Source organism: Quatrionicoccus australiensis (assembly GCF_020510525.1).
Classification (GTDB): domain Bacteria; phylum Pseudomonadota; class Gammaproteobacteria; order Burkholderiales; family Rhodocyclaceae; genus Azonexus; species Azonexus australiensis_B.
This window is the reverse complement of record NZ_CP075188.1, coordinates 2,576,628-2,595,794: the sequence shown is the minus strand read 5'-3', so window position 1 is coordinate 2,595,794 and position 19,167 is coordinate 2,576,628. Positions and strand designations below refer to the sequence as shown.

The window sequence follows — 19,167 nt, the reverse complement described above, 5'->3', positions numbered from 1 at the left end:
GCGAGCGTCGGTGCCTGGCGTGGTGAGATCGGGAAAAGAAAAACCCCGCCGAAGCGGGGTCTTTTGCCGTGTTTGTCGGCTATTCCCAGGATATGCGGCAAAAGCGCCGTCTATCCTGCGTTCGGCGTCAGGTCGCGTAGAGCCCAAGCGGCCTTTGCCGTCTCGTTCATCACGTACCCCGGCTGATCGTCCGGCAGCTCGTCAAGCGCATCGAGTGCGGCGCTCATCTCCGACATATGCTGCTGCTCAATCAACACTTTCCCGTCTGACGATTCCTCGCTGTCATCCAGTGCGAAAAACGTCGCTCCGGCCAGGGCAAGCAACCCGTCGATGGCCTTCCGTTGCAGGCAAGTTACCCCGGCCGGCATGTTGGCCTCAATCGCGGCGCGTATCTCGCCTGGCGTTGCCACAATCGCCTCCTGGTCATCTTCTGGGCTGCTCCGGTCTGGCAGTTCGCACAGGTCGCGTATTGCTTTGTCAATCCAGTCCATTTTCATCTCCTAGTCAGACGCCGAACCCGGCGCTCGTTCGGACGGGCCTGACGGCCCGCCGCACAGCTCTGCGTTCGGCGTCTTGTGTCGTCCATTGTGCGAATCAGCCGCTGCTTTACTCAGCCAATGACATCCACACATATGGCAACTCGTTTCCCATGCCCCGCGATCTATTCTCTGCATGGCCTGCTGGCATCCAATGCACAGATCGGCGGGTTTGCTTTCAATCACGCCACCCGTTGGCTTGAGAAATTTTCTAATCAACGCAAACATTCAGTATCCTTTATCCGTAACCAGCCGCCGAACAGTTTAATCGAGCGGACCGCCGGCAAGCGGCATCCGCTCATTGCCGGCGTTGGGCGACATGAAAACCAACCAGTGCGTCAGCCCTTTGCGCCCGGAAATGTGGCCGAATAGCGGCTGCACTGGCGTCAGTTCCAGCACTTCGCCGACGCGCACCTGGGTCTCGTTCCATTTGAAAATCAAAACTCCGTCGGTGGCCAGCACGCGGAAGCATTCGGCGAAGCCCGCGCGCAGGTCATCGCGCCAGTCCTGGCCGAGCTTCCCGTATTTCGCAGCCAGCCACGAGCGAGGCCCGGCGCGCACCAGATGCGGCGGGTCGAACGCCACCAGTTTGAAAGAGCCATCCGGGTACGGCAGCGCCCGGAAGTCAATCAGTGCGTCCGGCTCAATTCGCAGCGTCCGCGTGCCACTGGCGTTGCCGTGCGAGCGGTCGGTCACAGTCAGCGTCTCGCTGCGCCAGTCTCCGAACACCACGTCCGGGTGCTGCTTGTCCAGCCACATCATGCGGCCGCCGCAGCACGGGTCCAGCACACGTCGCCCAACACGTCCGTCAACCGGACCTTGCGCCTGCATAGTTTCGGTGTTCATTTATCGTCCTTTCCCGGCGCAAGGCCGGTTACGTTAGCGTCAAAACAAACTGCCTTGCTGCTCTTCAAATTTCGCCCTGGCGCTGCGATCGCTGCCGATCCTTTGCTTTCTCGGGCGGGGTGCTTCAACAGATATCCCTGTTCCTGGTCGCTTGAGAATCCGCTCGACTGATCGCCGCGCCAGATTGAACTCGATCCCCAGCTCGAAGACCGCTGCCGGGTAGCTCCATCCACCCTTGGTCGTCATCTCATCGAACTTGATGCGGATGATTTCCTGCGCATGCTGATAGACGACTGCCTTGCAGTTCGGGATCTGCAGCTCGCTGCCACCGAACTCATCGACGATCAGCCATGCAGCGACTTCGCCGATCACGTCCACAAGGCGGTCGAACACCTGGCGAGCGCGGCCAGACTCGATACTTCGCCGGCTCGGGACCGGTGGCTCTTGACCAGGCCAGCGCGCAATCAGCTTCGCTGCAGCCTCGTAGCCAGCCACGCGCACCAGGGTGCGGGCAGTCTCGGGGAAAGCAGGAAAGCGAGAAAGCTCGCTGAGCTGGTCCGGGGTCATTTCAGGCTTCCTTCAGCTTTTCGGCGCGCTTGATCAGTGCCACGATGACCGCGGCTTTGCCTTCAGCCGTTGCCCACTCGATGCGGTCTTTGCCGGTCAGCCGGCGAACCATCGACGGGCCATTCTTGCCGCTGTGGATGTATTCCCAGGGCAGCTTCAGATCAGCCAGCAGCGCTTCAATCTTCTGCAGCTGCAGATCCGCGTCGACCGTCTTCGGCTTGCCGGCATGCCCCTTGTACCCAGTCAGGCGGTTGATGTGATCAAGCACTAGAGTCACCTCGGCGAAGCTCATGTCCTTCAGGCTGGCCTTGCCAGTCAGATCGATCTGCAGGTCATGCCGGGCATCGGCGCTCAGGCCGGCCGCATTGGCCGCAACAACAATGGCCCTCATGCGTTTTGCTTTCTGTAATCCGAGTTTGCTCATTTTCTTTTCATCTCCGGGAAACCATCTCCAGAAGCCCGGCCGGGCCGGGCTTGAAGCGATGTTTTCAGTTAGGCGACGGCATCGCGAAAGTGCTTGTAGGGCTTGAACTTGATGACGCGCTTGGCCGGGATATCGACCGGCGCGCCGGTCTTCGGATTGCGGCCGATCCGCGCCGCCCGGGTATCCACGAAAAGCGTGAAGTTGTCGGTCACCGTGACGGCCTCGCCGGCCGCCAGGCTGGACTTGATGCCTTCGAGCAGCGCGCTCAGTTGTTGCTCGGCAACTTTTTTGGTCACGCCGCCAGCGGCGGCGATGGTGTTGGTCATTTGCATACGATTCATGATTTGCTCCAGGTTGTTGCTTGGTTTGAGGTTGGCGTCGTCAGAGCGCTTATTTGCTGGAAAGGAACAGCGAGGAAAGCCTTTGCCTTTTCTCCCGACGCTGCGGCCGTTACTCGCCCCACGAGCCGCTGGGGGCTTGTGGTCATCAGGCGGCGGTTGAAGGGAAGAAAACGATGGGCTCCGGTTCCCAACCATCAGCCAGGACAATGAACGCCTGGTCGATGAGTGGATCCAGCCGAAGACGATCAATCAGGTTCGACATGCAATCGGTGTTCTGATCAATGCCGGCCAGCAAATTGCGCAGGGCGTTCTCGAGCTCTTGCTCTCGGCTATTAGCAGGCATCGCGCACCTCACCACCGAGAACCTGGATCAACTGCGGAAGAAACCGCGCCAGCTCGCCCGTCATCAACGCGAAATCGGCATCGAACTGCTCGTCGGCGCGCTCGGCGCTCTTCTCGGCTTCTTCCTTCAGCAGGTCGAGGAAGGCGAGGCGCTTGATTTCCAACTTCTCGCCGAGCACGAAAGAGATGCGGTCGTCCCAGGTCAGCGCCAGCTTGGTCGGCAGCTTGCCGCTCGCCAGATGCGCCTTGACCTCGCCCTCGATCTCTTTGCCATCGAGCGGATGATGGACGTAGCGCACCGCAGACTTTTCCTCGCTGGCTGCCTTCAGCTCGCACTCGCGGTCGATGGTGAAACCCGCCGGGGCTTCACTGCCAGCCAGCCAATCCGCCATGGCCGTCTGCGGCGAAAGCTTGGTGTGGAGCATGGTCAGCGGGAAATCATCAAGGCAATGGCGCAGGTGCTCGATGACCTCCTCGGCCTTGGCCGGGCTGGCGGCATCGACACAGAACCAGCCGTTCTGAGGGTCGATCCAGACGAAGGTGGTGCGGCGGCGCGTGAAGGCGCGCGGCATCAGCTCTTCAGTGACCCGCTCGCGCAGTTCCTTGAGCTGTTTGCGGCCGACCGCGAAATCCTGCTGCACTTCGATCGCCTCAGCCCGCTTGCGGACCTCCTCATTGACCACCGATGCCGGCAGCAGGCGCTGCTCGACAGAGAGGGCGATCATCCATTGCCGGCCGAGCGAAAAGACCAGCGCGCCATCGCGGCGCGGCGACACCCAGCCGCGACTGGAGGGCTGATTGCTCGGGCAGGCAACGAACGGGCCGCGCGTGAGCTGCTGCTCGAGCACTTCTAGGCTCATCGCCCAGGGAGAAGGCAAGCGGTAGATTTGTAGATTACGGAACCACATTTAGGCCACCTCTTTCTTGATCTTGTCGATATCGACGCGAAGGTTGGAAAGCGCTTCGTTCACGCGCTTAGCCCGCGCATAGATGGCCGGAAACGAGTCCATCATCGTGACGGCGAAATCAATCCAGGCCTTGCTTTTGGCGCCACCCACCACAGCGGCTTGGTGCATTTGCTTCAATTGATCGAAGTTGGTCACCATGGCCATCACTCAACCTCCGCCGTAGCATCCTTCAGCAGCGCGTCGACCATCTTGTCGACGGCGCTGTCGGCCGGCTTGATGAAGACGACGTCGCCACCTTCATTGACGTTGCAGCCGATCTTCTTCAGCTCGGCTGCAGAGAGGCCGTTCAGCGCCTCCTTCACCGGCTTTTCAGTCGTCGCGATCAGCACGTCAGCCTGCTCAGGAAAATGCTTCTTGATGAGCTTGATGACCTGCTCAGAATCAGCCCAGTCGATCTTGCCCTTGCTCTTCTGGAAACCAAGTTTGATGCCATGAAACACGGTGCTGCGCGGTTTGACGAAGCTGGCCGGCGTGGCCTCGATCAACGCCTTCAGCGCATCGTGTTCTTCTGCCGCATTGGCAACGGCCTTCTTCAGGCGCTTGATGTTGTCGCGCTTGATGGTTTCGATGCCCTCATTCATCGTCGTGACGATGGTGGTGAGGTGCTCGCGCGCCTCGGCGAACTTCTTTGCCGCGCGTTCGATATCGATGAGGTTTGACATAACGATCCTTTCTGAGCGCTCAGCTCATGCGGTGTTTAGTGACTGAATAGCCTTGAAACTGCTCGGTAGTTTTCGTCCCAGCTCCGGTCTCTTGCTGAGTTATCTGGCTTTGCTTGAATCCGCCATCGGTCAGCAGAAACTTGCTGCTCGATGCGTTGGCCACCCGCATCGCGTCGACTTCGACCTTGGCGCTGTTAATCACGGCTTGGCCGATCTCGGCCATGGCCTTCGCCCGTTCAACATCGAGCTTTCCGTCTTTCAAACCTTCCAGCGCGAAAAATAGAAACTCGCGCAGGTCATCGATGGTTCTGCTGCTCATGTTCTTTCTCCTTGCGGTTGATTACCCGTGTCAGGGCCTTCTTCATGTGGATGACGGCCTTGAGCTCTGGCGGGAGGTTGTGCAGCGAGTTGCGCAGCATCAGCTCAGCACGGGTAACGAGCTCCAGGTTTTCCGCGTCGCAATTGCGTTTATTTCCATCGCGAAAGACCAGGGCATGTCCTGCTGGAAGCGGCCCGTTGATTGCTTCCCAGTTGATGATGTGCAGGCCACGCCAGCGCTGTTGAAACGGCCGGTCGTTGTTGATCTTGCGCTGGATGTAGCCGTCCTTGCTGATGCGCTCGGCGCCGATCGGTTGGTAGATGTCAGCTGCCCGACCGCCCCGATGCCCAACCTTGAACTGGGTTTGAACGCTGCCGGGATGGCACAAACCCTTTTTCCCCTTATTCCAGCTTTGATGGCCAGATTTAAAGCGGCTGGCCACCCCGGAAGCAGTCAGGGTTTGCCCCGACCGGATCTTCAAATCCTCGGCATACTCGGCGCTCTTTTTCAGGCCGAGGCTGTTGGCCTTTTGATACACCTGGTGCAACGGTCGGCCGAGCATCAGCGCGATGCTCTCCGTCGGGTTATTGGCGTAGGTGGCTTCCAGGACTAGGACTTCATCTGCTGACCAGTGTTTGCGGGGGATTTTCATGACGGGCGCTCCGATTTGATCCAAGCCAGATGCCAGGAGTAATCCAGCGCCAGCCAGTAGCGCACGGCAAGCCAGGCGCGCTGAGCAAGGCGCATGGGGATGGTCAATGCACGCATTTCACCTCCCGCCAGAAGATGCGGATCTCGCCAACCAGGCCGATCCAGTATTCGAGTGCCAGGCCGTTCTCGATCCGGCTGCACACCTTCGTGCACTCGTCACCCAGCAGCCGGTAGAGCGACGGCTGGGCGGCGACGCAGATATAGGCGCCGTTGCGGTCGGCATTGATCGACAACACCGCGAGGTGGTGCGACTGCGCCCAAGAGTAGATGCGACGCTGATCGTCGAGCAGCTTGTCGATGCAAGTGCGGGCATCGCCAGCAACTTCGCGATTGGTGATCGGGCTGCTGACCGGCTGCCAGCGCAGCGCCGGCATCAGATGCTCCGGATAGGGGAATGCAGGAAAGTCGTTCATCACAGCTCCTTGATCAGGTCGCCGGTCACCATCGGCAGGCCGAGCTCGGCAGCGCGATTCATGGCGTGGGTGGCGGTGTTGTTGACGATCAGCGGGTAAAGCATCGTTTTCACCTCACGGGTTCCCGGATCGACTTTCGTCCAGCGGGCGCGGATGGCCTCATAGGCGTCATCAGAAAACACGCTGGCGATATCGATGCCGACCCGCGCAAACTTGTGCTTCAAGTACGGGCCAACGTTCTGATGCAGCGGGTCAAGCGTCGCGATCTCGCAGCGGTTGATGAACTCGCGTGCTTCCGGGTAACGGTTGGCATCGAGCTTGATCTTCAGCTCGGGCTGACCGATCAGCACCACGCTCAGCACCTTGCCGAAGCCGGTGTCGCTCTCGATCTCGTTGAAGCGCTTCAAGTACTTCATGGTCTGAATCGACAGGTCGTGAGCCTCTTCGAGCATCAGGACATGCTTGAAGCCAGCACGGTCGGAACGCAGCAAGGTGTCGCGCACCTGGCGGGCCTGTGCCTCGAGGCCGCTGCGCACGGTCGTGTCCGGCTCCAGATCCTTGATGATCGCGTTGCAGATCGCCGTCGCATTGAGCTTGGTTTTATCCAGCGTCTGCGGAAAGATCATCCGGATGTTCTGGCGGTCGCGGGCAATGCGGTTCTGCAGGAACTTGCGCAAGGTCGTCTTGCCCGAGCCAGACTCGCCGATGCCAGCAGTAATGCCGCCGACCAGCGCCGTCTGAATCATCGCCTCAACCACGTAATGCTGAGACTCGCTCATGAACACATCGTCAGGGCCGTTGATATCGTCAAGAAACGGATCGCGAAAAATCTTGAAGTGGCGCTTGGCCTTGGGTGAAAGCATTTGAATCTCCAGGGGTTTGAAATCAGGTGTTCCGGCGGCACGCAGACGATTGCGGCCGAATCCCTCCGGCTTCGGTGCGGCCTTGCCGACATGAGCGCCGATCGGGTACACGCCCCGGTAGCGGTCATCACCTTCCGGATCCCAGCAGTCAGCAATCTCTGCATCGGGAACGCCACGGCTCCTCAGCTCATCCTCCACCTGCGTCTTGATCGACTCCGGCGTCGTGTTGCGCGGGAAATAGCTGTGATTGATGATCTGGTTCAGCGCCGTCCTGGACAGCGGAATATCCTTCGCCTGCTTGATCTTCTCGGCCAGCGACGGATGAGAGATGCCGTGCCGAATCAGCACGCCCTTGAGCTTGATCGGCATGTATTCACACCCTCTAAAAGTTTTCGGAACGGCGTTCATCGCTTGCCCCTCCGGTTTGGTTGATCAGCGTTTTCATGCTTAAATCTCCTTGCGTTTTGTGCTTCAAATCTGCCCCTCGGCCGCTCCAACGGCTTTGAGGGGCAACCTTTTTCAGGCCCCACCCACCGCCCGCAGGCGTGGTGGTTCCGTGAAACCTCGCAGGCGCTCGACGATCGCGCCCACATCCGATTCAAGTGCGCCGGCTGGATACCAGCTCGCCACCTGGTGGTAGTGATCGGCAGACCATTCGCCCACCAGGGCGGCAGAAAGCCGGGTGACCAGTTGCACCAGGTTGAGTTGGCGTGCTTCGACAGCGACGGTTGCCGGGCTGGCCAGCAGGTCTTCCTTGCGGCGCTGGACAACCGGTGTGGTGATATCGAGCTCGGTACCGGGCCGGGCCATGTAGCTGGCCGGTGTCGCGGCGGCGAGGTGGCTGGAAATGTCCAGGCCACCGTAAATCGGCTGGCGGGCGCGGCGAGCGGCATCGACCTCCAACTTACCGTCGACCCCATACGCCAGTTGCTCGAGCGCCTTCATGTCGCGCACCGCCGGGGTGTCCGGCATGCCCTTGATGTCTTCGCCCCATGTCGCCGCATCGGCACGGAAGCCACCGGCATCAAGCGCGATCTGCGGGCAAACCCAATGCACATCGCGCTTGTGTTCATCCTGCTCAATCAGCAGGATGGCATCCGTGCGATAGGGGCTGCGCGCCACCTCCACCTTCTGGCCGATGTTCAGATGCGGGATGTGCCGCACGTCGTATGACGCGCCGCCGAAGGCGATGCTCAGATCGCCGCGGACATCGCGCTTTTCCGTCTTGCCGGTCATCAACTGGCGGCACAGGCCGGCATCCGGCGCAATGCGCAGCTGGTCAGCGCGAATCGTCTGCCACAGCCCAAAACGGGTGTGGCCGTGGCGGCTGTGTTTGCACACCCCATTGAACCAGCGCCGCCACACAGCAGCCTCAGCGTTGAGCTGCTCCAGGCTGTTGACCTTCTTGCCGACCAGCATGGTTTCAAAGCCACGCTCGATCAGGTCGTTGTGCTTTTCAACGCTCCCCTTGGCGCGCGGATTCTTCGGCCGGTGAATGATCACCTTGATGCCGAGCAGCCGGCAGAGGTTCTGGAACAGGCTGCCCTTGTTGGCTGCACCGGGGTCGAGCACCACGATGAACGGCACCCCGTGGAATGGTTCTTTCTCGTGGTCCTTTGCCTGCAGGCAAGAGATGAAGAACTCGCACAGCATCTCGCCGCTTTCGGCGCCCAGGTAGTAGAGGAAGAAAACCGTGCCGGTGTAGTGGTCGGTGCACACGTAGCGAATGACCATCTGCTTGGCGCGCTTCGTGAAGTTTTCGGGCTTATTCTTGTAGAACTCGTCCTTTTCCATCACGCCGAGGCCACCGTCGTCCAGGTAGTACAGCACGCACACCGAAGCATCGACCTGCCAGACGTGATTGGGGTGCAGGCTTTTTGCCCCACGATGCGGCGCCGGCCGATTCAGGGTTTTCATGTCCAGGCCGTAATGGCGCACCGCGCGCTGTATCGCCGAATCAGACACCGGTACCAACTCGCCGGAGTCCTGGTCAAGCCTGCCCATGGCGAAGATGCCATTGGCCCGGCCCAGCCTCGCCGCATTGCTGATCGCCATGCCGTCCTTGCCGTTGGCACGCTGCGCCGTTTTCTTGATCGCCATCAGGCGCATTGCTTCATCGCGACTGACTGCGAGCTGGCCAGCATCGGCCCGGCGTTTGCGGGGGGCAGAAAACCCGGCTTCCTCAATCTGCCGATACAAGCTTTTGACATCGACGCCGAGCAGCCTCGCCTGATCAAGCGCGATGCGCGTCTTGTTGCCGTGGGCGGCCGCCTGGATCATCTCTGCCGCACCTTTCAGTGCGACGATCCGGTCAGGAGTCAGCGCCATGATTGACTCCTCCATTACGCATCAAGCTCAGACGGGAAGCCAACGATCTGCTCACCCTCATTCGGGTTGTCGAGAAAATCGTCTGCCTGGTTGAAGTTGAGCTGAATGCCAAAGTCGGAGGCAATGCCCAGCACCTCGCCGAGGATGCGGTCCAGCGCGCCTTGCATCGCAACGTAGAGACCCTGCGGGCAATCATCCAACGCACGGCCGCGATAGATGCCCTGACGGATCGGCAGAAGCGCGCCGACCGCATACAGCGTGTCATTGACCAGCGCGCGTTCGATCTCGGTGGCCTGCTCATCAACGGTCAGGCATTCGCGCTTGTTCTTCTCTTCGACCAGTTCAGAGATGCGGCGCGCGCGGTCGGCGAGCAGCTTGTCCTTTGCTGCCAGCTCGCCCGAAACCGCAGCCTTGGCCTGAGCGATGCCGGCCTCTTTGTCGGCTTGCTCCTGGCGCAGTGCCCGGCGCAGCTCCGAGACGGACATGCAGTCGACGTCGTCGAGCTGGATGCCGCGCACCTGGTCGCCACTGTTCAGGGCTTCAATCTCGCCATCGTCGAGAACCAGCAGTTCAAGCAGCTTTCCCTGGTTGATATTGGGGAGCTCGAAAAGTCTCGTCGACGAGACTTTTGAGAACTTCAGGGTGCAGGCCATAAATTTGTTGGCCATCTTGTAGCCGATGCCAAGCGCCTCAATCCGTTCGATGAACATGCCGTGTCCAGTCACTTCCTTGAGCAGCAACAGGCGCTTGCCCATCTCCAGCACGGCCTCAACACTGCGGCGTTGGTAGAACTTGATTTCCTCTTCGAGCGACTCAACGGTCAACGCGCCCTCGTAGTCCAATTCCTTGGCCAGCGCGGTGATGTTTTCCTGCACGTTGGCTAGCGCGGCTGAATAGGCATCTGCCTGCTGCAGGTCATGCGTGATCACTTCCAGCGTTGCCGGTGGCAGCGTTTCGGCAACCGCCTCAACGGCGGTGGATGTGGGTTTTCTTCCTCGGGTTGCCATGCTTATCTCCCGACCTTATGGTTATGATTGGTCTTGCCCATTCCGGCTTGCCCGACACAAGCAGCAATCCCACTGCTCTGCTTCTGGCTATCGACGAACTGAAGATGGATCGCCCGCTCGATTCTTCCTTGGGCTCTCTCGATCGCCCCTTTTGCTTGAGGCTTAAACGGACTCAGTTTTTTCATGCTCATTTCCCTTACGGCTGGCGTGTGTAGCGATGTTTCAACTCGCTCATCCGGTCAGATGAGCGGGCAATGTGTTCGGTGAAGGCCACCGCGATCTGCACCAGCTTCGGGCCGAGCCGCCAGCGGCCGGTGTCGATCAGTTGCTCGGCCAGACCGGCCTCCTTGAGGTTGGCCAGATCGCGGGTGATGTTGGAGGGGTTGGTGTTGAGGGCCTTCGCAAGGTCGCTCGGTGCCAAGCCGCCAAACTCGTTGCCGGCCAGCAGCACCACCACCTTGAGCAGCCGCTGCTGCGCGGCATTGATGTAGTCGGCGCTCATTCCGGTTCCAGCTCCAGTTCGGGTTGTGCCGAGCGCGCTGCGTTCTCGCGATGCCAGGTAAGGCCTTCCATCGCAGAGGTCACGGCGGCGATGACTTCATCCGCCTTGGCCTTGCCGCTGGCAAAGTTGATCAGGGCGCCCATTGCGTCGTGGGTTGCAGCCTGCACGGCCGGCAGATCAGTGCTGGCCAGCCCGCGGCCGGTGGGGATATCGATCAGCAGTCGGTGGGCGGCGTGCGCCAAAAAGCGGGTCACAAAGTCAGCGCGACAGGCCGCTTCAAACGGGCGAATCAACACCGCCGGGATGCGGCCGTTCTCAGTCCACTTGTAGAGGCTCCACTTGTTGGGCAGGCCCATGTCGGCGGCAACGTGGTCGAGCGTGCGGCGGTGCTTGCTGAGTGCATGGGCCAGGCATGCCTCCATGGCCTCCTGGATGTTCTGCGGCGGGTGCTTCCAATTTCGTGCTGGCATTTGGAAAGTCCTGTAAATGGGGGTGTCCAAAAAAAGCGGGGTTTTGCTACTATGCAAACGTGTTGCGCGTGGCTAAATTTGAGGCGTCACAACACAGGAGCAGGAAATGCGGCAAATTCCGCTGGAAGATCGAATTGATGCGCTGCATGTCGTTTTGGGAAACCTCATTGCGCACCTGGATGACTCGGGGCTTGTTGATCGCCAGATCCTTGAGCACGACGTGCTGCTGCAGCTTGATGTGCTGGAGTCGTCAAACCGGGCGCTTGAGGATGTGCGGGCGATGTTTGGAACGGCTGATGAAATACGCCGACTGTGGGAGAGAAAGCGCAGCGCGCCTGACGCCGGCTGATCAGCGGCTGCATGACGATGGCTGCCTCGTCCCGGGTCATGGCTGTGTGCTGGGTACGAAATGTCATTTCAGGCCCCCATGCACCAGAGCCAGGCGGCGTCGTAGTCGTCCGGATCGAGGCGGGCATTGAAGAATTCGTCATTGCATTCGCTCATGACGTTGAGTGAGTAGTCGCGGATGAACATGGCGGGCCTCAGGCGGCTTGTTGGTCGGGTTCGGCCGACTTGATGCCGGCCGCGACGGCGATGTCGTGGGCGCGGCCGAAGTTGGCTTTGTCGACGCCGTTGAGCACGCGATAGACCGCCCAGGCGGGAAAGCCGTTTTCCTCTGCCCACTGGCGAATGGTTTTGCCCTGTTTGCGCAGGTTGGATTTGAAGCGAGGGACGGTCATCAATGGCCTCCTGATTTTGTTACAGGTTAATTAGAGGTTGTTTGTAGGTTAATTATGAGGAACAAACGTTCCTCACGTCAACGACTATTTGAGGAAATTTTGTGTCGTCTATTGGAGAGCGTCTTTTAGAAGAGCGCGATCGGCTTGGTTTGAGTCAGTCTGATTTGGCTGTTTCCGGGCTGGTGACCATGCGTTCGCAGCGGAACTACGAAAAAGGTGATCGCTTCCCTGATGCCGCCTATTTGTCGGCAATAGCCTCGGTGGGGGCTGATGTGCGTTACATCGTTACGGGCCAGCGCGATGGGCCGGCGCCTGAAACGCTCAGCGCCGATGAGCGCGAACTGCTTGCTCTCTTCCGGGCTGCACCACTAGCGGTCAAGGCAGCTGCAATTGGTGCGCTCCAGGGCGGCAGCAGCAAGGCACAAAAGAGCCAAAAACAGACGAGCATCAGCATTGGTACAAACCATGGCCAGGTGGTCAAAGGCGGTGCAGTTTTCAATGGGCCGATCGGTGTCGGCGCAACGATCAACAAAAAATCGTAGAGCTGAAGCATGAGCAGGCAGGATTTCAGGGTTGTCGAAAACCACGGCCAGATCGCCGACTCGATTGAAAACTACTACGGCGGGAATCGCCCGCCGGCCGGGCACCACAACGCGCGAGTGTGTCCCCAGTGCGATGAACTCACTTGGCGGATGACGCAGCACTGCATCGCCTGTGGTGTCGATCTGTTCGCCATCGATGCCGAAGAGCGGCGGGAGCGCCAGAAGTGGCGCCGCCTGAAGTTTGTTGCCTTCTTTGGCATCATCGGCTTTGCACCAGTCTCGATGCAGAGTTACCTGCCGGATAACATCAAGTTGCCGGTGATGGTGGTGAGTGTCGTGTCCATGATCATCGCCGCCGCGATTGCGCGCGATTAGCGGGGCTTTCGCTCCGCTATGTATATGAAGTCATAGGATCGACCTTTGAAATCGATCCTTGGGCGGTTTAACTGCGTTTAACAGATGGCTGCGGGGGCCTATGCCTACATCAATTCTCGTTTTTCTTGGTTTGGCCGTACTAGGCATCATCGGATTGATTGTTTTTTCTTTGTCCGGTCAACGAAGACCATCCCCTGCCAGCAGGCCCGACGATCTTCATATTCCAAGTGAGACTGGTTTAGAGCATGCGCCAAAAACTGCTATTAATCCAAAGCCCACCCCTGTTACTCCATGGCGGCCGAAAGAAACAAAGGCTATACCAGCTCAAGCATTTGCAACACCCGGTAAGCCCAAACCGATTCCTTTCGGAATGGTTGGGGCTGGGCTGAGCAAAGATGCTCATCACAAAGCACATCTACAGCCTCTTCCTGCTCCGATTGAAGATTTAGCACCTCCTATCTGCCCTTACTGTGGGAACTTGCTGGCAAAACGACCGAAGCAGAAAACTCGATGTCCGCATTGCAACCAAGTGATTTTTGTGAAGTACACCCCAACAGATCCAGTAAAGCGTTTGGTTACAGAGAGTCAATTGCTGTTAGTTGAGCAACAGTGGGCAGAGTATCAAGTGGTGAAAAGTCAGTTGAGAATCGATGCGGAGTTGGCAATTTTTGGAATTTCTCCCGGATCAAATGAAGAGGCAGTTGTCGAGACATTAAAAGTATTTTCTGATGACCCATCGAAAGATATTGGGTTAAGGAAAATGGCGGCCCATTACCTATCTTCAAAGCTGACAGGTAGAGATAAAACGAAATGGGCAACCATCGGTTATCGCTTGGACCTTGAGGCGTTGCTGAGCAATGGCTATCAAGAGGTTGAAATTCGGGGAGGAGCATCTCCATGCCCATCTTGCCAATCTATTGCCGGAATGAGAGTTCCGACAGCAGAAGCAAAAGCTAAACACCCAATACCCAACAAAAACTGTCAGAGGTGGAAAGAGTTCCGAAATTGCTGTGCCTTTTGGGGGACACCTAGAATCTGATTGTGGTTAAGATTTTTCGGAAAATTAGACTCAACGCTCGTTGTGGCTAACCGATGAGACACATTCTCCCTATCTGCTTGCCAGGCTAATCCCGTAGCCCCAGCACCGACGCCCGTCATCCTCACCGAACTACTCTGCCACCGGCATCCTTGTCAGCACACATTGCTGACAGGAGCCACCGATGGCAAACAAGAACACCTCTTCCTCGGCGAAGCCGCGCCGGCCAGTTGTCCCGACCGCTGCCCCGCCGGCTGCTCCGGCTGCTCCGGCCACCCCGGCCACTGCCACGCCTGCCGTCGAGGCTAGTGCTGCGGCGGCCACTCCGACCGCTGCCCCGCCGGCTGCTCCGGCCACCCCGGCCACTGCCACGCCTGCCGTCGAGGCTAGTGCTGCGGCGGCCACTCCGGCTGCTGCTCCGCCGGCCGCTGCCCCCACTCTTGCAGAAGTCACTCGCCGCGAGCAATCCGCCGAGCTGCGCGCCGCTCCTGCCGCTGTACCTGATCTCGCGAAGGCCGTTGAGCTGACGGCAGCTGAGGCTGCTGCCGCCGTCAAGCGTCTGGTACCTGTGCTTGACGCGGCCGGCAAGCCGACTGATGAGACCGAGCTGGTTTCCCTGCAGGAATCCGAAGTGCAGGCCTGGGCTGTGCGTGGCCAGCGTGTGATCGTTGTGACGATCGACGGCCAAAAGCTGGAGGGCAAGTTGTGAAAATCCCCCCGTCTGGTTTGCGCGGCATGGCCCTGCGTGAAGCTGCGCAGAATCTGCGCGCCATCATCGAGCTGGTGCGCAATGCGCTGGATGCCAAGGTCAACAGCAATGCCGGGCCGGGCACTGATCGCAAGTGGTTCGAGCTCGAGGCGGTTTATGGCGACACCGCAGTCATTTGTATGGATGGTCGCCATTGGTCTTACCCCTACACGATGACGGCCAACGTCGTCACGCTGGCTGATCCGGTTGAGGTGGTCGAAACCTTCGTGCCGTTGAAGGAAGCCGCTGTCACTACCGAGATCGCGCTGGTCGAGTCAGAGAGCCAGGCCGCCGGTACAGTGTGGGAAGCCACGCTGATCCAGGCCGGCATGTCGGTGGGCAGCCGGGTCTTTTACTCCGACCAGGTGTTGCGCGAAGCCGCGCATCTCTTCGATGGCGTGCGGATCTGCATCAAGCCCGATGCGAAGCACATCAAGTCCACCGAGCGCGACATCAACACCATCGTCGGTTGGGGCGAGGCGCCGCGCTTTGTCGAGGGCGCCACGCCCGATACGGGCCGCCTGGTCGCCATGCTCAACTTGCCCGGCCTGCCGGAGACGACGGCCAAGCTGCTCGCTGCGGCAGCGCGAGCTGGCAAGCAGAACATCGTTGGCCTCTCGATCGATGCGCGTGGCCAGGGTGCGATGCGCATGATCGAAGGCAAGCGCGTCAATGCTGCAACGAGTATCGATCGCATCGAATCTGTTGATCTGATTGTCGAGCCGGGGGCTGGGGGCCGCCTGATTCGACTTGTCGAAGCTGCCCCTGAAAACGGTTCAACCCAAGGAGATCCCGATATGAACCTGCGTCAAAAGATGCTTCGCCTCGTCGAGGCAAAAACCCCGGCGGCTTATGCCAAGCTCGACCCGGAAACCGTCAGCGATGATGACCTGGAGCTGGCTTACCGCGAAGCGCTGACGACTACCGCTACGCCGGCCGGCAATATTGCTGCCGATGCAGAAGAGCGCATTCGCATGATCGAAGCACGCATGCTGGCTCGCTCGGCCATCGATGGTAGCTCGCTGCCGCAACCGGCCAAGGATCGCTTGACCCGCGTTTTCGCGACTCGCGAGCGCTTCGTCGAGGCCGATGTCACTGCGGCCATTGCCGAAGAACGCGAGTATCTGTCCCGCTTCGTCGAGTCGGGCCGCGTCAATATGGGCGATTTCGACATCGAGGTCGGCGACCGTTCGGCGAAGGTCAAGGACATGCTCGATGCTTTCTTTGATCCGAGCCACAAGGATCACCGCTCGGCGCAGTCCTTTAAGGAGTGCTATATCGAAGTGACCGGCGATAAGCGCGTCACTGGCAAGGTGGTTGATTGCGACATGAGCCGCATGCGTGAAAGCCTGGGCATGAACTTCCGCGAAGCTGCGCTCGACACCACCAGTTTTGCGCAAGTACTGGGTGACTCGATCTCGCGGCGTGTCCTTGCTGACTTCCGTACTCGCGACCAGTTTGACGTGTGGCGCGACCTGGTCAATGTCGTTCCGCTGAACGACTTCCGCGTGCAGCATCGCACGCGCTGGGGTGGCTTTGGCGATGTGCCGGTCGTTGCCGAAAAGGGTGACTACACCGAGCTGGCTCAGCCGACTGATGAAGAAGCGACCTATAGCCCGCAGAAGCGCGGCGGCTTGGCGTCGGTGACGCTGGAAATGACGCGAAACGATGACGTCAGTGCCATCCGCCAGATCCCGACTCGTTTGTCACGTGCAGCCAAGCGTACCTTGGGCAAGTTCGTCCTCGACTTCATCCGTGCGAATGGTGCGATCTATGACGGCAAGGCGCTCTTCCATGCCGACCATGCCAACCTGGGCACCACGGCCTTCAGCGCCGCGGCCTGGTCTGAAGCTCGCCTTGCAATGATGGCGCAGGCTGAATACGGTGCGCCGGATGCTGCTGGTATCCCGCCGGCTCACGTCTGGATCCCCGCTGCACTGGAAGAACTGGCTTACAACACGTTCAAGAATCGTGGCACGAGCAATGACCCGAACTTTGCCCAGAGCACTGCGCCGATGATTCATCCGGTCTGGTACTGGACGGATGCCAACGATTGGGCTTGCTCTGCCGACAAACTCGACATTCCGTCGATCGAGCTGGGCTTCCTGGATGGCCGGGAAGAGCCGGAGCTGTTTGTCCAGGATAGTCCGACGGTCGGCAGCCTGTTTGCCAACGATGTGATCACCTACAAGATCCGCCACATCTACGGCGGTGCGGTGACCGACTATCGCGGCTTGCGCAAGCACGTCGTCGCCTAAGGCCAAGGGCGGCACTTCGGTGCCGCCCATGAATCGGGAGCAGTCGATGCTGGCTGACATGAAAAAGCTGGTCGAAGGGTTTGTCCGTGATGAGACGACTCGCCTGTCGGCTGATGACATCGAAACTGCAATCAGTCTGGCCACGCAGCGCTATGACCAGGACCGCCCTCGCACCAAGGTTGAAGATGTGGTGAGTGCCGGCGGTGATACGTTGCCGCTGCCGGCTTCGTGGGCGACTGAATCCGAGCTGGTCTCGGTTGAACATCCAGTGGGCGAATATCCGGCGTGCTATTTGCCCGGCTCGATTTATACGGCGCCATCCGGCGATCTGCTGCGGATCGGCGATGTGTTGTCGTCAGGCGTTGAGTGCCGCTTGACCTTTACCGTGCCGCATGTGGTTTCGGGGGTCGTTGATACGATCCCGGGATCCAACCGGGAGGCGGTTGCCGCCTATGCGGCCGCGCTGTTGCTCGAGCAGTTGTCTGCTGCAGCGATCAATGACGGCGACAGCACGATCATGGCTGACTCGACCGACCGCCGCACGAAGTCCCAGGAGTACGCATCGCGTGCCCGTGGCTTGAAGGCGCGCTACACCGAGGCGCTCGGGATCGGCAGCGGTGCAAGTACTCAGGCAGCAGGAACAACCGTGGCATGGCCGAGCCGCGCCCGCCTCACCTCGGGCATTTATCGTCATGGCTGACCACTACGCACTCTCCTTGCCGCGCCTCGGTGAGGTTACCCGGGCACTCGCACTGGCGCCCCAGATTGTGATGGATGAGCTCGACCGCTTCTTCGCGATCGTACTGCCGCACATGACCAGCGAGATCGTCGACCGCACGCCGGCCAGCCAGGGGCATCTGCGCTCGAGCATCATCGGCAACGCTACCGTGAATGAAAGCGGCTTCCTGGGCGTTGTCGGCACTTCGTTGAACTATGCGACACCGGTTGAGCTTGGCTCCCGGCCGCACCCGGTATCTGAAGAGGGCATCCTGCAGCTTGCTGAGTGGGCAAAGCGCACGCTGCCGCTCGGGCAAGCGGTATCGCTGAAGACCGGTCGACCGCTGAAAACGAAGGGAATTGAAGAGGCGGCGCTGTCGGCCGCACATGCGATCGCCTGGAAGATTCGCACCAAGGGGTCGAAGGGGGCTTTCATGTTCCGCGATGCTTTCATCGCCAACCGCGGTCAGGTGATTTATCAGTTTGAACAGGCGGTCGACCGCATCGTGAAGAGAATTGGCGGTATGGCATGAGCCGCGAAAATCGAGAGATCCGCCGCGCGATTGCGGCAAAGCTGCTGAGCGTCGCCGGCATCGGTAATGTTTTCGAGTATGAGCGGGCCGCAGCGAATGAAAAGGCTTTTCGCGAACTGTACGCCACCGATGAAAACCTGCTTGGATGGCACATCCGCCGGGTTGGTCGGAAAGAAGATGCCGTCAATGCCGAGGTGCTGACGGATTGGGAAATTCGCGGGTTCAAGGCGATCCAGGATGCGGTCGCGTCCGAGCTTGCGTTCGATGATTTGATCGACGACATCCTCGACGCCTTCCGGGCTGACCCAACACTGGGCAAGGTTTTGCTGTACCCCCGCGACAAATCAAACAGCATCCCAGATCTCGCCGACAGCGGGCCGGTGATGTTTTGCGGTGTGCTGTGTCATGCCGCGAAGCTGAAATTTACAACCCGGACGGCCGAGCTGTCCGTTAAACCTTGGGATTGAGGACGATATGGAAATTCCGCATGGCAAAAAAGAAGGCTCTGACACTATCTTCCTGCCCTTCATGGTTGATGCGGCCGGTCGCGTATGCATGCGCCTCGACGCTGCTGTCGCTCTCGCCGTCTCCGGGCCGCTGACTGATGCCCAGCTGCGCGCAGCGGCGGTTGGGGTGGTCGGCACTGCCCGCGCTTGCGTCGGCCGGCAGACGCTCAATGTCACTGCCGGCGCGGTGTCGACGCTTACGGTTCCCGTCGGCGCCGTCGCTGCTGCGATCCAGGCCGATGGCAGCGCCGTCAGCGTCACGCTGGACGGCGCATCTGCACCATCTGCAACTGTTGGAACCCGCATTGACGACGGGGTGATCTACTACGTCGACACGTCGCTGGCCAACGTCAAGCTGATCGCCCGCACTGCTGGCACGAAGGTGCAGGTCGTCTATTTCGACAAGCCGTAAC

The 19,167-nt window shown here is 59.7% G+C and carries 29 protein-coding genes; 10 read left to right on the top strand and 19 right to left on the bottom strand.

All coding sequences use genetic code 11. The annotated features are described in order from the left end of the window. Positions 1-110: 110 nt before the first annotated feature. The 18 genes from KI612_RS12540 to KI612_RS12455 form a co-directional block, all read right to left on the bottom strand. Positions 111-491 (bottom strand): hypothetical protein, encoded by a 381-nt coding sequence (locus tag KI612_RS12540; protein WP_226440420.1) that lies wholly within the window; start codon positions 489-491, stop codon positions 111-113. Between the two features lie 309 nt (positions 492-800). Further along, positions 801-1,382, bottom strand: a complete 582-nt coding sequence (locus KI612_RS12535) for a class I SAM-dependent methyltransferase (RefSeq protein WP_226440419.1) — start codon at positions 1,380-1,382, stop codon at positions 801-803. Between the two features lie 39 nt (positions 1,383-1,421). Continuing rightward, positions 1,422-1,949 (bottom strand): hypothetical protein, encoded by a 528-nt coding sequence (locus KI612_RS12530; protein ID WP_226440418.1) that lies wholly within the window; start codon positions 1,947-1,949, stop codon positions 1,422-1,424. A 1-nt stretch (position 1,950) separates the two neighbouring features. Beyond that, positions 1,951-2,340: a phage protein GemA/Gp16 family protein gene (locus KI612_RS12525; protein ID WP_226440417.1), complete on the bottom strand. Its 390-nt coding sequence runs from the start codon at positions 2,338-2,340 to the stop codon at positions 1,951-1,953. Between the two features lie 101 nt (positions 2,341-2,441). After that, a complete protein-coding gene (locus KI612_RS12520; protein ID WP_226440416.1) occupies positions 2,442-2,714 on the bottom strand; it encodes an HU family DNA-binding protein in 273 nt (90 codons plus the stop codon). Positions 2,715-2,859: 145 nt separating this feature from the next. After that, on the bottom strand, positions 2,860-3,057 hold the full coding sequence (locus KI612_RS12515; protein WP_226440415.1) for a hypothetical protein: 198 nt from the start codon (positions 3,055-3,057) through the stop codon (positions 2,860-2,862). Next, positions 3,047-3,964 (bottom strand): recombination-associated protein RdgC, encoded by a 918-nt coding sequence (locus KI612_RS12510; RefSeq protein WP_226440414.1) that lies wholly within the window; start codon positions 3,962-3,964, stop codon positions 3,047-3,049. Before KI612_RS12510 ends, KI612_RS12515 begins: the two co-directional genes overlap by 11 nt. Then, entirely contained in the window at positions 3,965-4,168 is a 204-nt protein-coding gene (locus KI612_RS12505) for a hypothetical protein (protein ID WP_226440413.1), read from the bottom strand. Continuing rightward, positions 4,168-4,686 (bottom strand): host-nuclease inhibitor Gam family protein, encoded by a 519-nt coding sequence (locus tag KI612_RS12500; protein ID WP_226440412.1) that lies wholly within the window; start codon positions 4,684-4,686, stop codon positions 4,168-4,170. Before KI612_RS12500 ends, KI612_RS12505 begins: the two co-directional genes overlap by 1 nt. 19 nt (positions 4,687-4,705) lie before the next feature. Next, entirely contained in the window at positions 4,706-5,005 is a 300-nt protein-coding gene (locus KI612_RS12495) for a hypothetical protein (RefSeq protein WP_226440411.1), read from the bottom strand. Then, positions 4,983-5,657 carry an HNH endonuclease signature motif containing protein gene (locus tag KI612_RS12490; RefSeq protein ID WP_226440410.1) on the bottom strand — a complete coding sequence of 225 codons (675 nt, stop codon included), beginning with the start codon at positions 5,655-5,657 and terminating at the stop codon, positions 4,983-4,985. The genes KI612_RS12495 and KI612_RS12490 overlap by 23 nt, the downstream gene beginning before the upstream one ends. Positions 5,658-5,760: 103 nt before the next feature. Further along, positions 5,761-6,129 carry a hypothetical protein gene (locus KI612_RS12485; protein ID WP_226440409.1) on the bottom strand — a complete coding sequence of 123 codons (369 nt, stop codon included), beginning with the start codon at positions 6,127-6,129 and terminating at the stop codon, positions 5,761-5,763. Further along, positions 6,129-7,361 carry an ExeA family protein gene (locus KI612_RS12480; protein ID WP_226440408.1) on the bottom strand — a complete coding sequence of 411 codons (1,233 nt, stop codon included), beginning with the start codon at positions 7,359-7,361 and terminating at the stop codon, positions 6,129-6,131. The genes KI612_RS12485 and KI612_RS12480 overlap by 1 nt, the downstream gene beginning before the upstream one ends. A 150-nt stretch (positions 7,362-7,511) precedes the next feature. Beyond that, the gene (locus tag KI612_RS12475; RefSeq protein ID WP_226440407.1) at positions 7,512-9,320 is read right to left on the bottom strand and encodes a hypothetical protein; all 1,809 of its coding nucleotides are present in this window, start codon (positions 9,318-9,320) and stop codon (positions 7,512-7,514) included. A 14-nt stretch (positions 9,321-9,334) separates the two neighbouring features. Further along, entirely contained in the window at positions 9,335-10,327 is a 993-nt protein-coding gene (locus KI612_RS12470) for a hypothetical protein (RefSeq protein WP_226440406.1), read from the bottom strand. 2 nt (positions 10,328-10,329) lie between these two features. Next, complete coding sequence (locus KI612_RS12465) at positions 10,330-10,512, bottom strand: hypothetical protein (RefSeq protein WP_226440405.1); 183 nt, start codon at positions 10,510-10,512, stop codon at positions 10,330-10,332. An 11-nt stretch (positions 10,513-10,523) separates the two neighbouring features. Beyond that, positions 10,524-10,829: an ArsR family transcriptional regulator gene (locus KI612_RS12460; RefSeq protein ID WP_226440404.1), complete on the bottom strand. Its 306-nt coding sequence runs from the start codon at positions 10,827-10,829 to the stop codon at positions 10,524-10,526. Then, positions 10,826-11,299, bottom strand: a complete 474-nt coding sequence (locus KI612_RS12455; protein ID WP_226440403.1) for a hypothetical protein — start codon at positions 11,297-11,299, stop codon at positions 10,826-10,828. Before KI612_RS12455 ends, KI612_RS12460 begins: the two co-directional genes overlap by 4 nt. A gap of 106 nt (positions 11,300-11,405) precedes the next feature. Here KI612_RS12455 and KI612_RS12450 point away from each other — a divergent pair, with 106 nt between their 5' ends. After that, positions 11,406-11,648, top strand: a complete 243-nt coding sequence (locus KI612_RS12450; RefSeq protein WP_226440402.1) for a hypothetical protein — start codon at positions 11,406-11,408, stop codon at positions 11,646-11,648. Between the two features lie 193 nt (positions 11,649-11,841). On the opposite strand, the gene KI612_RS12445 is transcribed toward KI612_RS12450, so the two are convergent. Then, the gene (locus KI612_RS12445; protein WP_226440401.1) at positions 11,842-12,039 is read right to left on the bottom strand and encodes a DNA-binding protein; all 198 of its coding nucleotides are present in this window, start codon (positions 12,037-12,039) and stop codon (positions 11,842-11,844) included. A gap of 101 nt (positions 12,040-12,140) precedes the next feature. On the opposite strand from KI612_RS12445, the gene KI612_RS12440 reads away from it, so the two are divergent. The 9 genes from KI612_RS12440 (at position 12,141) to KI612_RS12400 (ending at position 19,166) form a co-directional block, all read left to right on the top strand. Then, positions 12,141-12,581 (top strand): helix-turn-helix domain-containing protein, encoded by a 441-nt coding sequence (locus tag KI612_RS12440; protein ID WP_226440400.1) that lies wholly within the window; start codon positions 12,141-12,143, stop codon positions 12,579-12,581. 9 nt (positions 12,582-12,590) lie between these two features. Further along, positions 12,591-12,956 carry a hypothetical protein gene (locus tag KI612_RS12435; RefSeq protein WP_226440399.1) on the top strand — a complete coding sequence of 122 codons (366 nt, stop codon included), beginning with the start codon at positions 12,591-12,593 and terminating at the stop codon, positions 12,954-12,956. Positions 12,957-13,056: 100 nt separating this feature from the next. Beyond that, complete coding sequence (locus KI612_RS12430; protein ID WP_226440398.1) at positions 13,057-13,995, top strand: hypothetical protein; 939 nt, start codon at positions 13,057-13,059, stop codon at positions 13,993-13,995. 181 nt (positions 13,996-14,176) lie between these two features. Continuing rightward, positions 14,177-14,701, top strand: a complete 525-nt coding sequence (locus KI612_RS12425; protein WP_226440397.1) for a hypothetical protein — start codon at positions 14,177-14,179, stop codon at positions 14,699-14,701. Then, positions 14,698-16,998 carry a phage major capsid protein gene (locus KI612_RS12420; protein ID WP_226440396.1) on the top strand — a complete coding sequence of 767 codons (2,301 nt, stop codon included), beginning with the start codon at positions 14,698-14,700 and terminating at the stop codon, positions 16,996-16,998. Before KI612_RS12425 ends, KI612_RS12420 begins: the two co-directional genes overlap by 4 nt. 46 nt (positions 16,999-17,044) lie before the next feature. After that, the gene (locus tag KI612_RS12415) at positions 17,045-17,698 is read left to right on the top strand and encodes a hypothetical protein (RefSeq protein ID WP_226440395.1); all 654 of its coding nucleotides are present in this window, start codon (positions 17,045-17,047) and stop codon (positions 17,696-17,698) included. Then, positions 17,691-18,248, top strand: coding sequence for a hypothetical protein (locus KI612_RS12410; protein WP_226440394.1), 558 nt, complete (start codon positions 17,691-17,693; stop codon positions 18,246-18,248). Before KI612_RS12415 ends, KI612_RS12410 begins: the two co-directional genes overlap by 8 nt. After that, positions 18,245-18,715 (top strand): hypothetical protein, encoded by a 471-nt coding sequence (locus tag KI612_RS12405; RefSeq protein WP_226440393.1) that lies wholly within the window; start codon positions 18,245-18,247, stop codon positions 18,713-18,715. The genes KI612_RS12410 and KI612_RS12405 overlap by 4 nt, the downstream gene beginning before the upstream one ends. Positions 18,716-18,722: 7 nt before the next feature. Next, positions 18,723-19,166 (top strand): hypothetical protein, encoded by a 444-nt coding sequence (locus KI612_RS12400; RefSeq protein WP_226440392.1) that lies wholly within the window; start codon positions 18,723-18,725, stop codon positions 19,164-19,166. Position 19,167 lies beyond the last annotated feature (1 nt).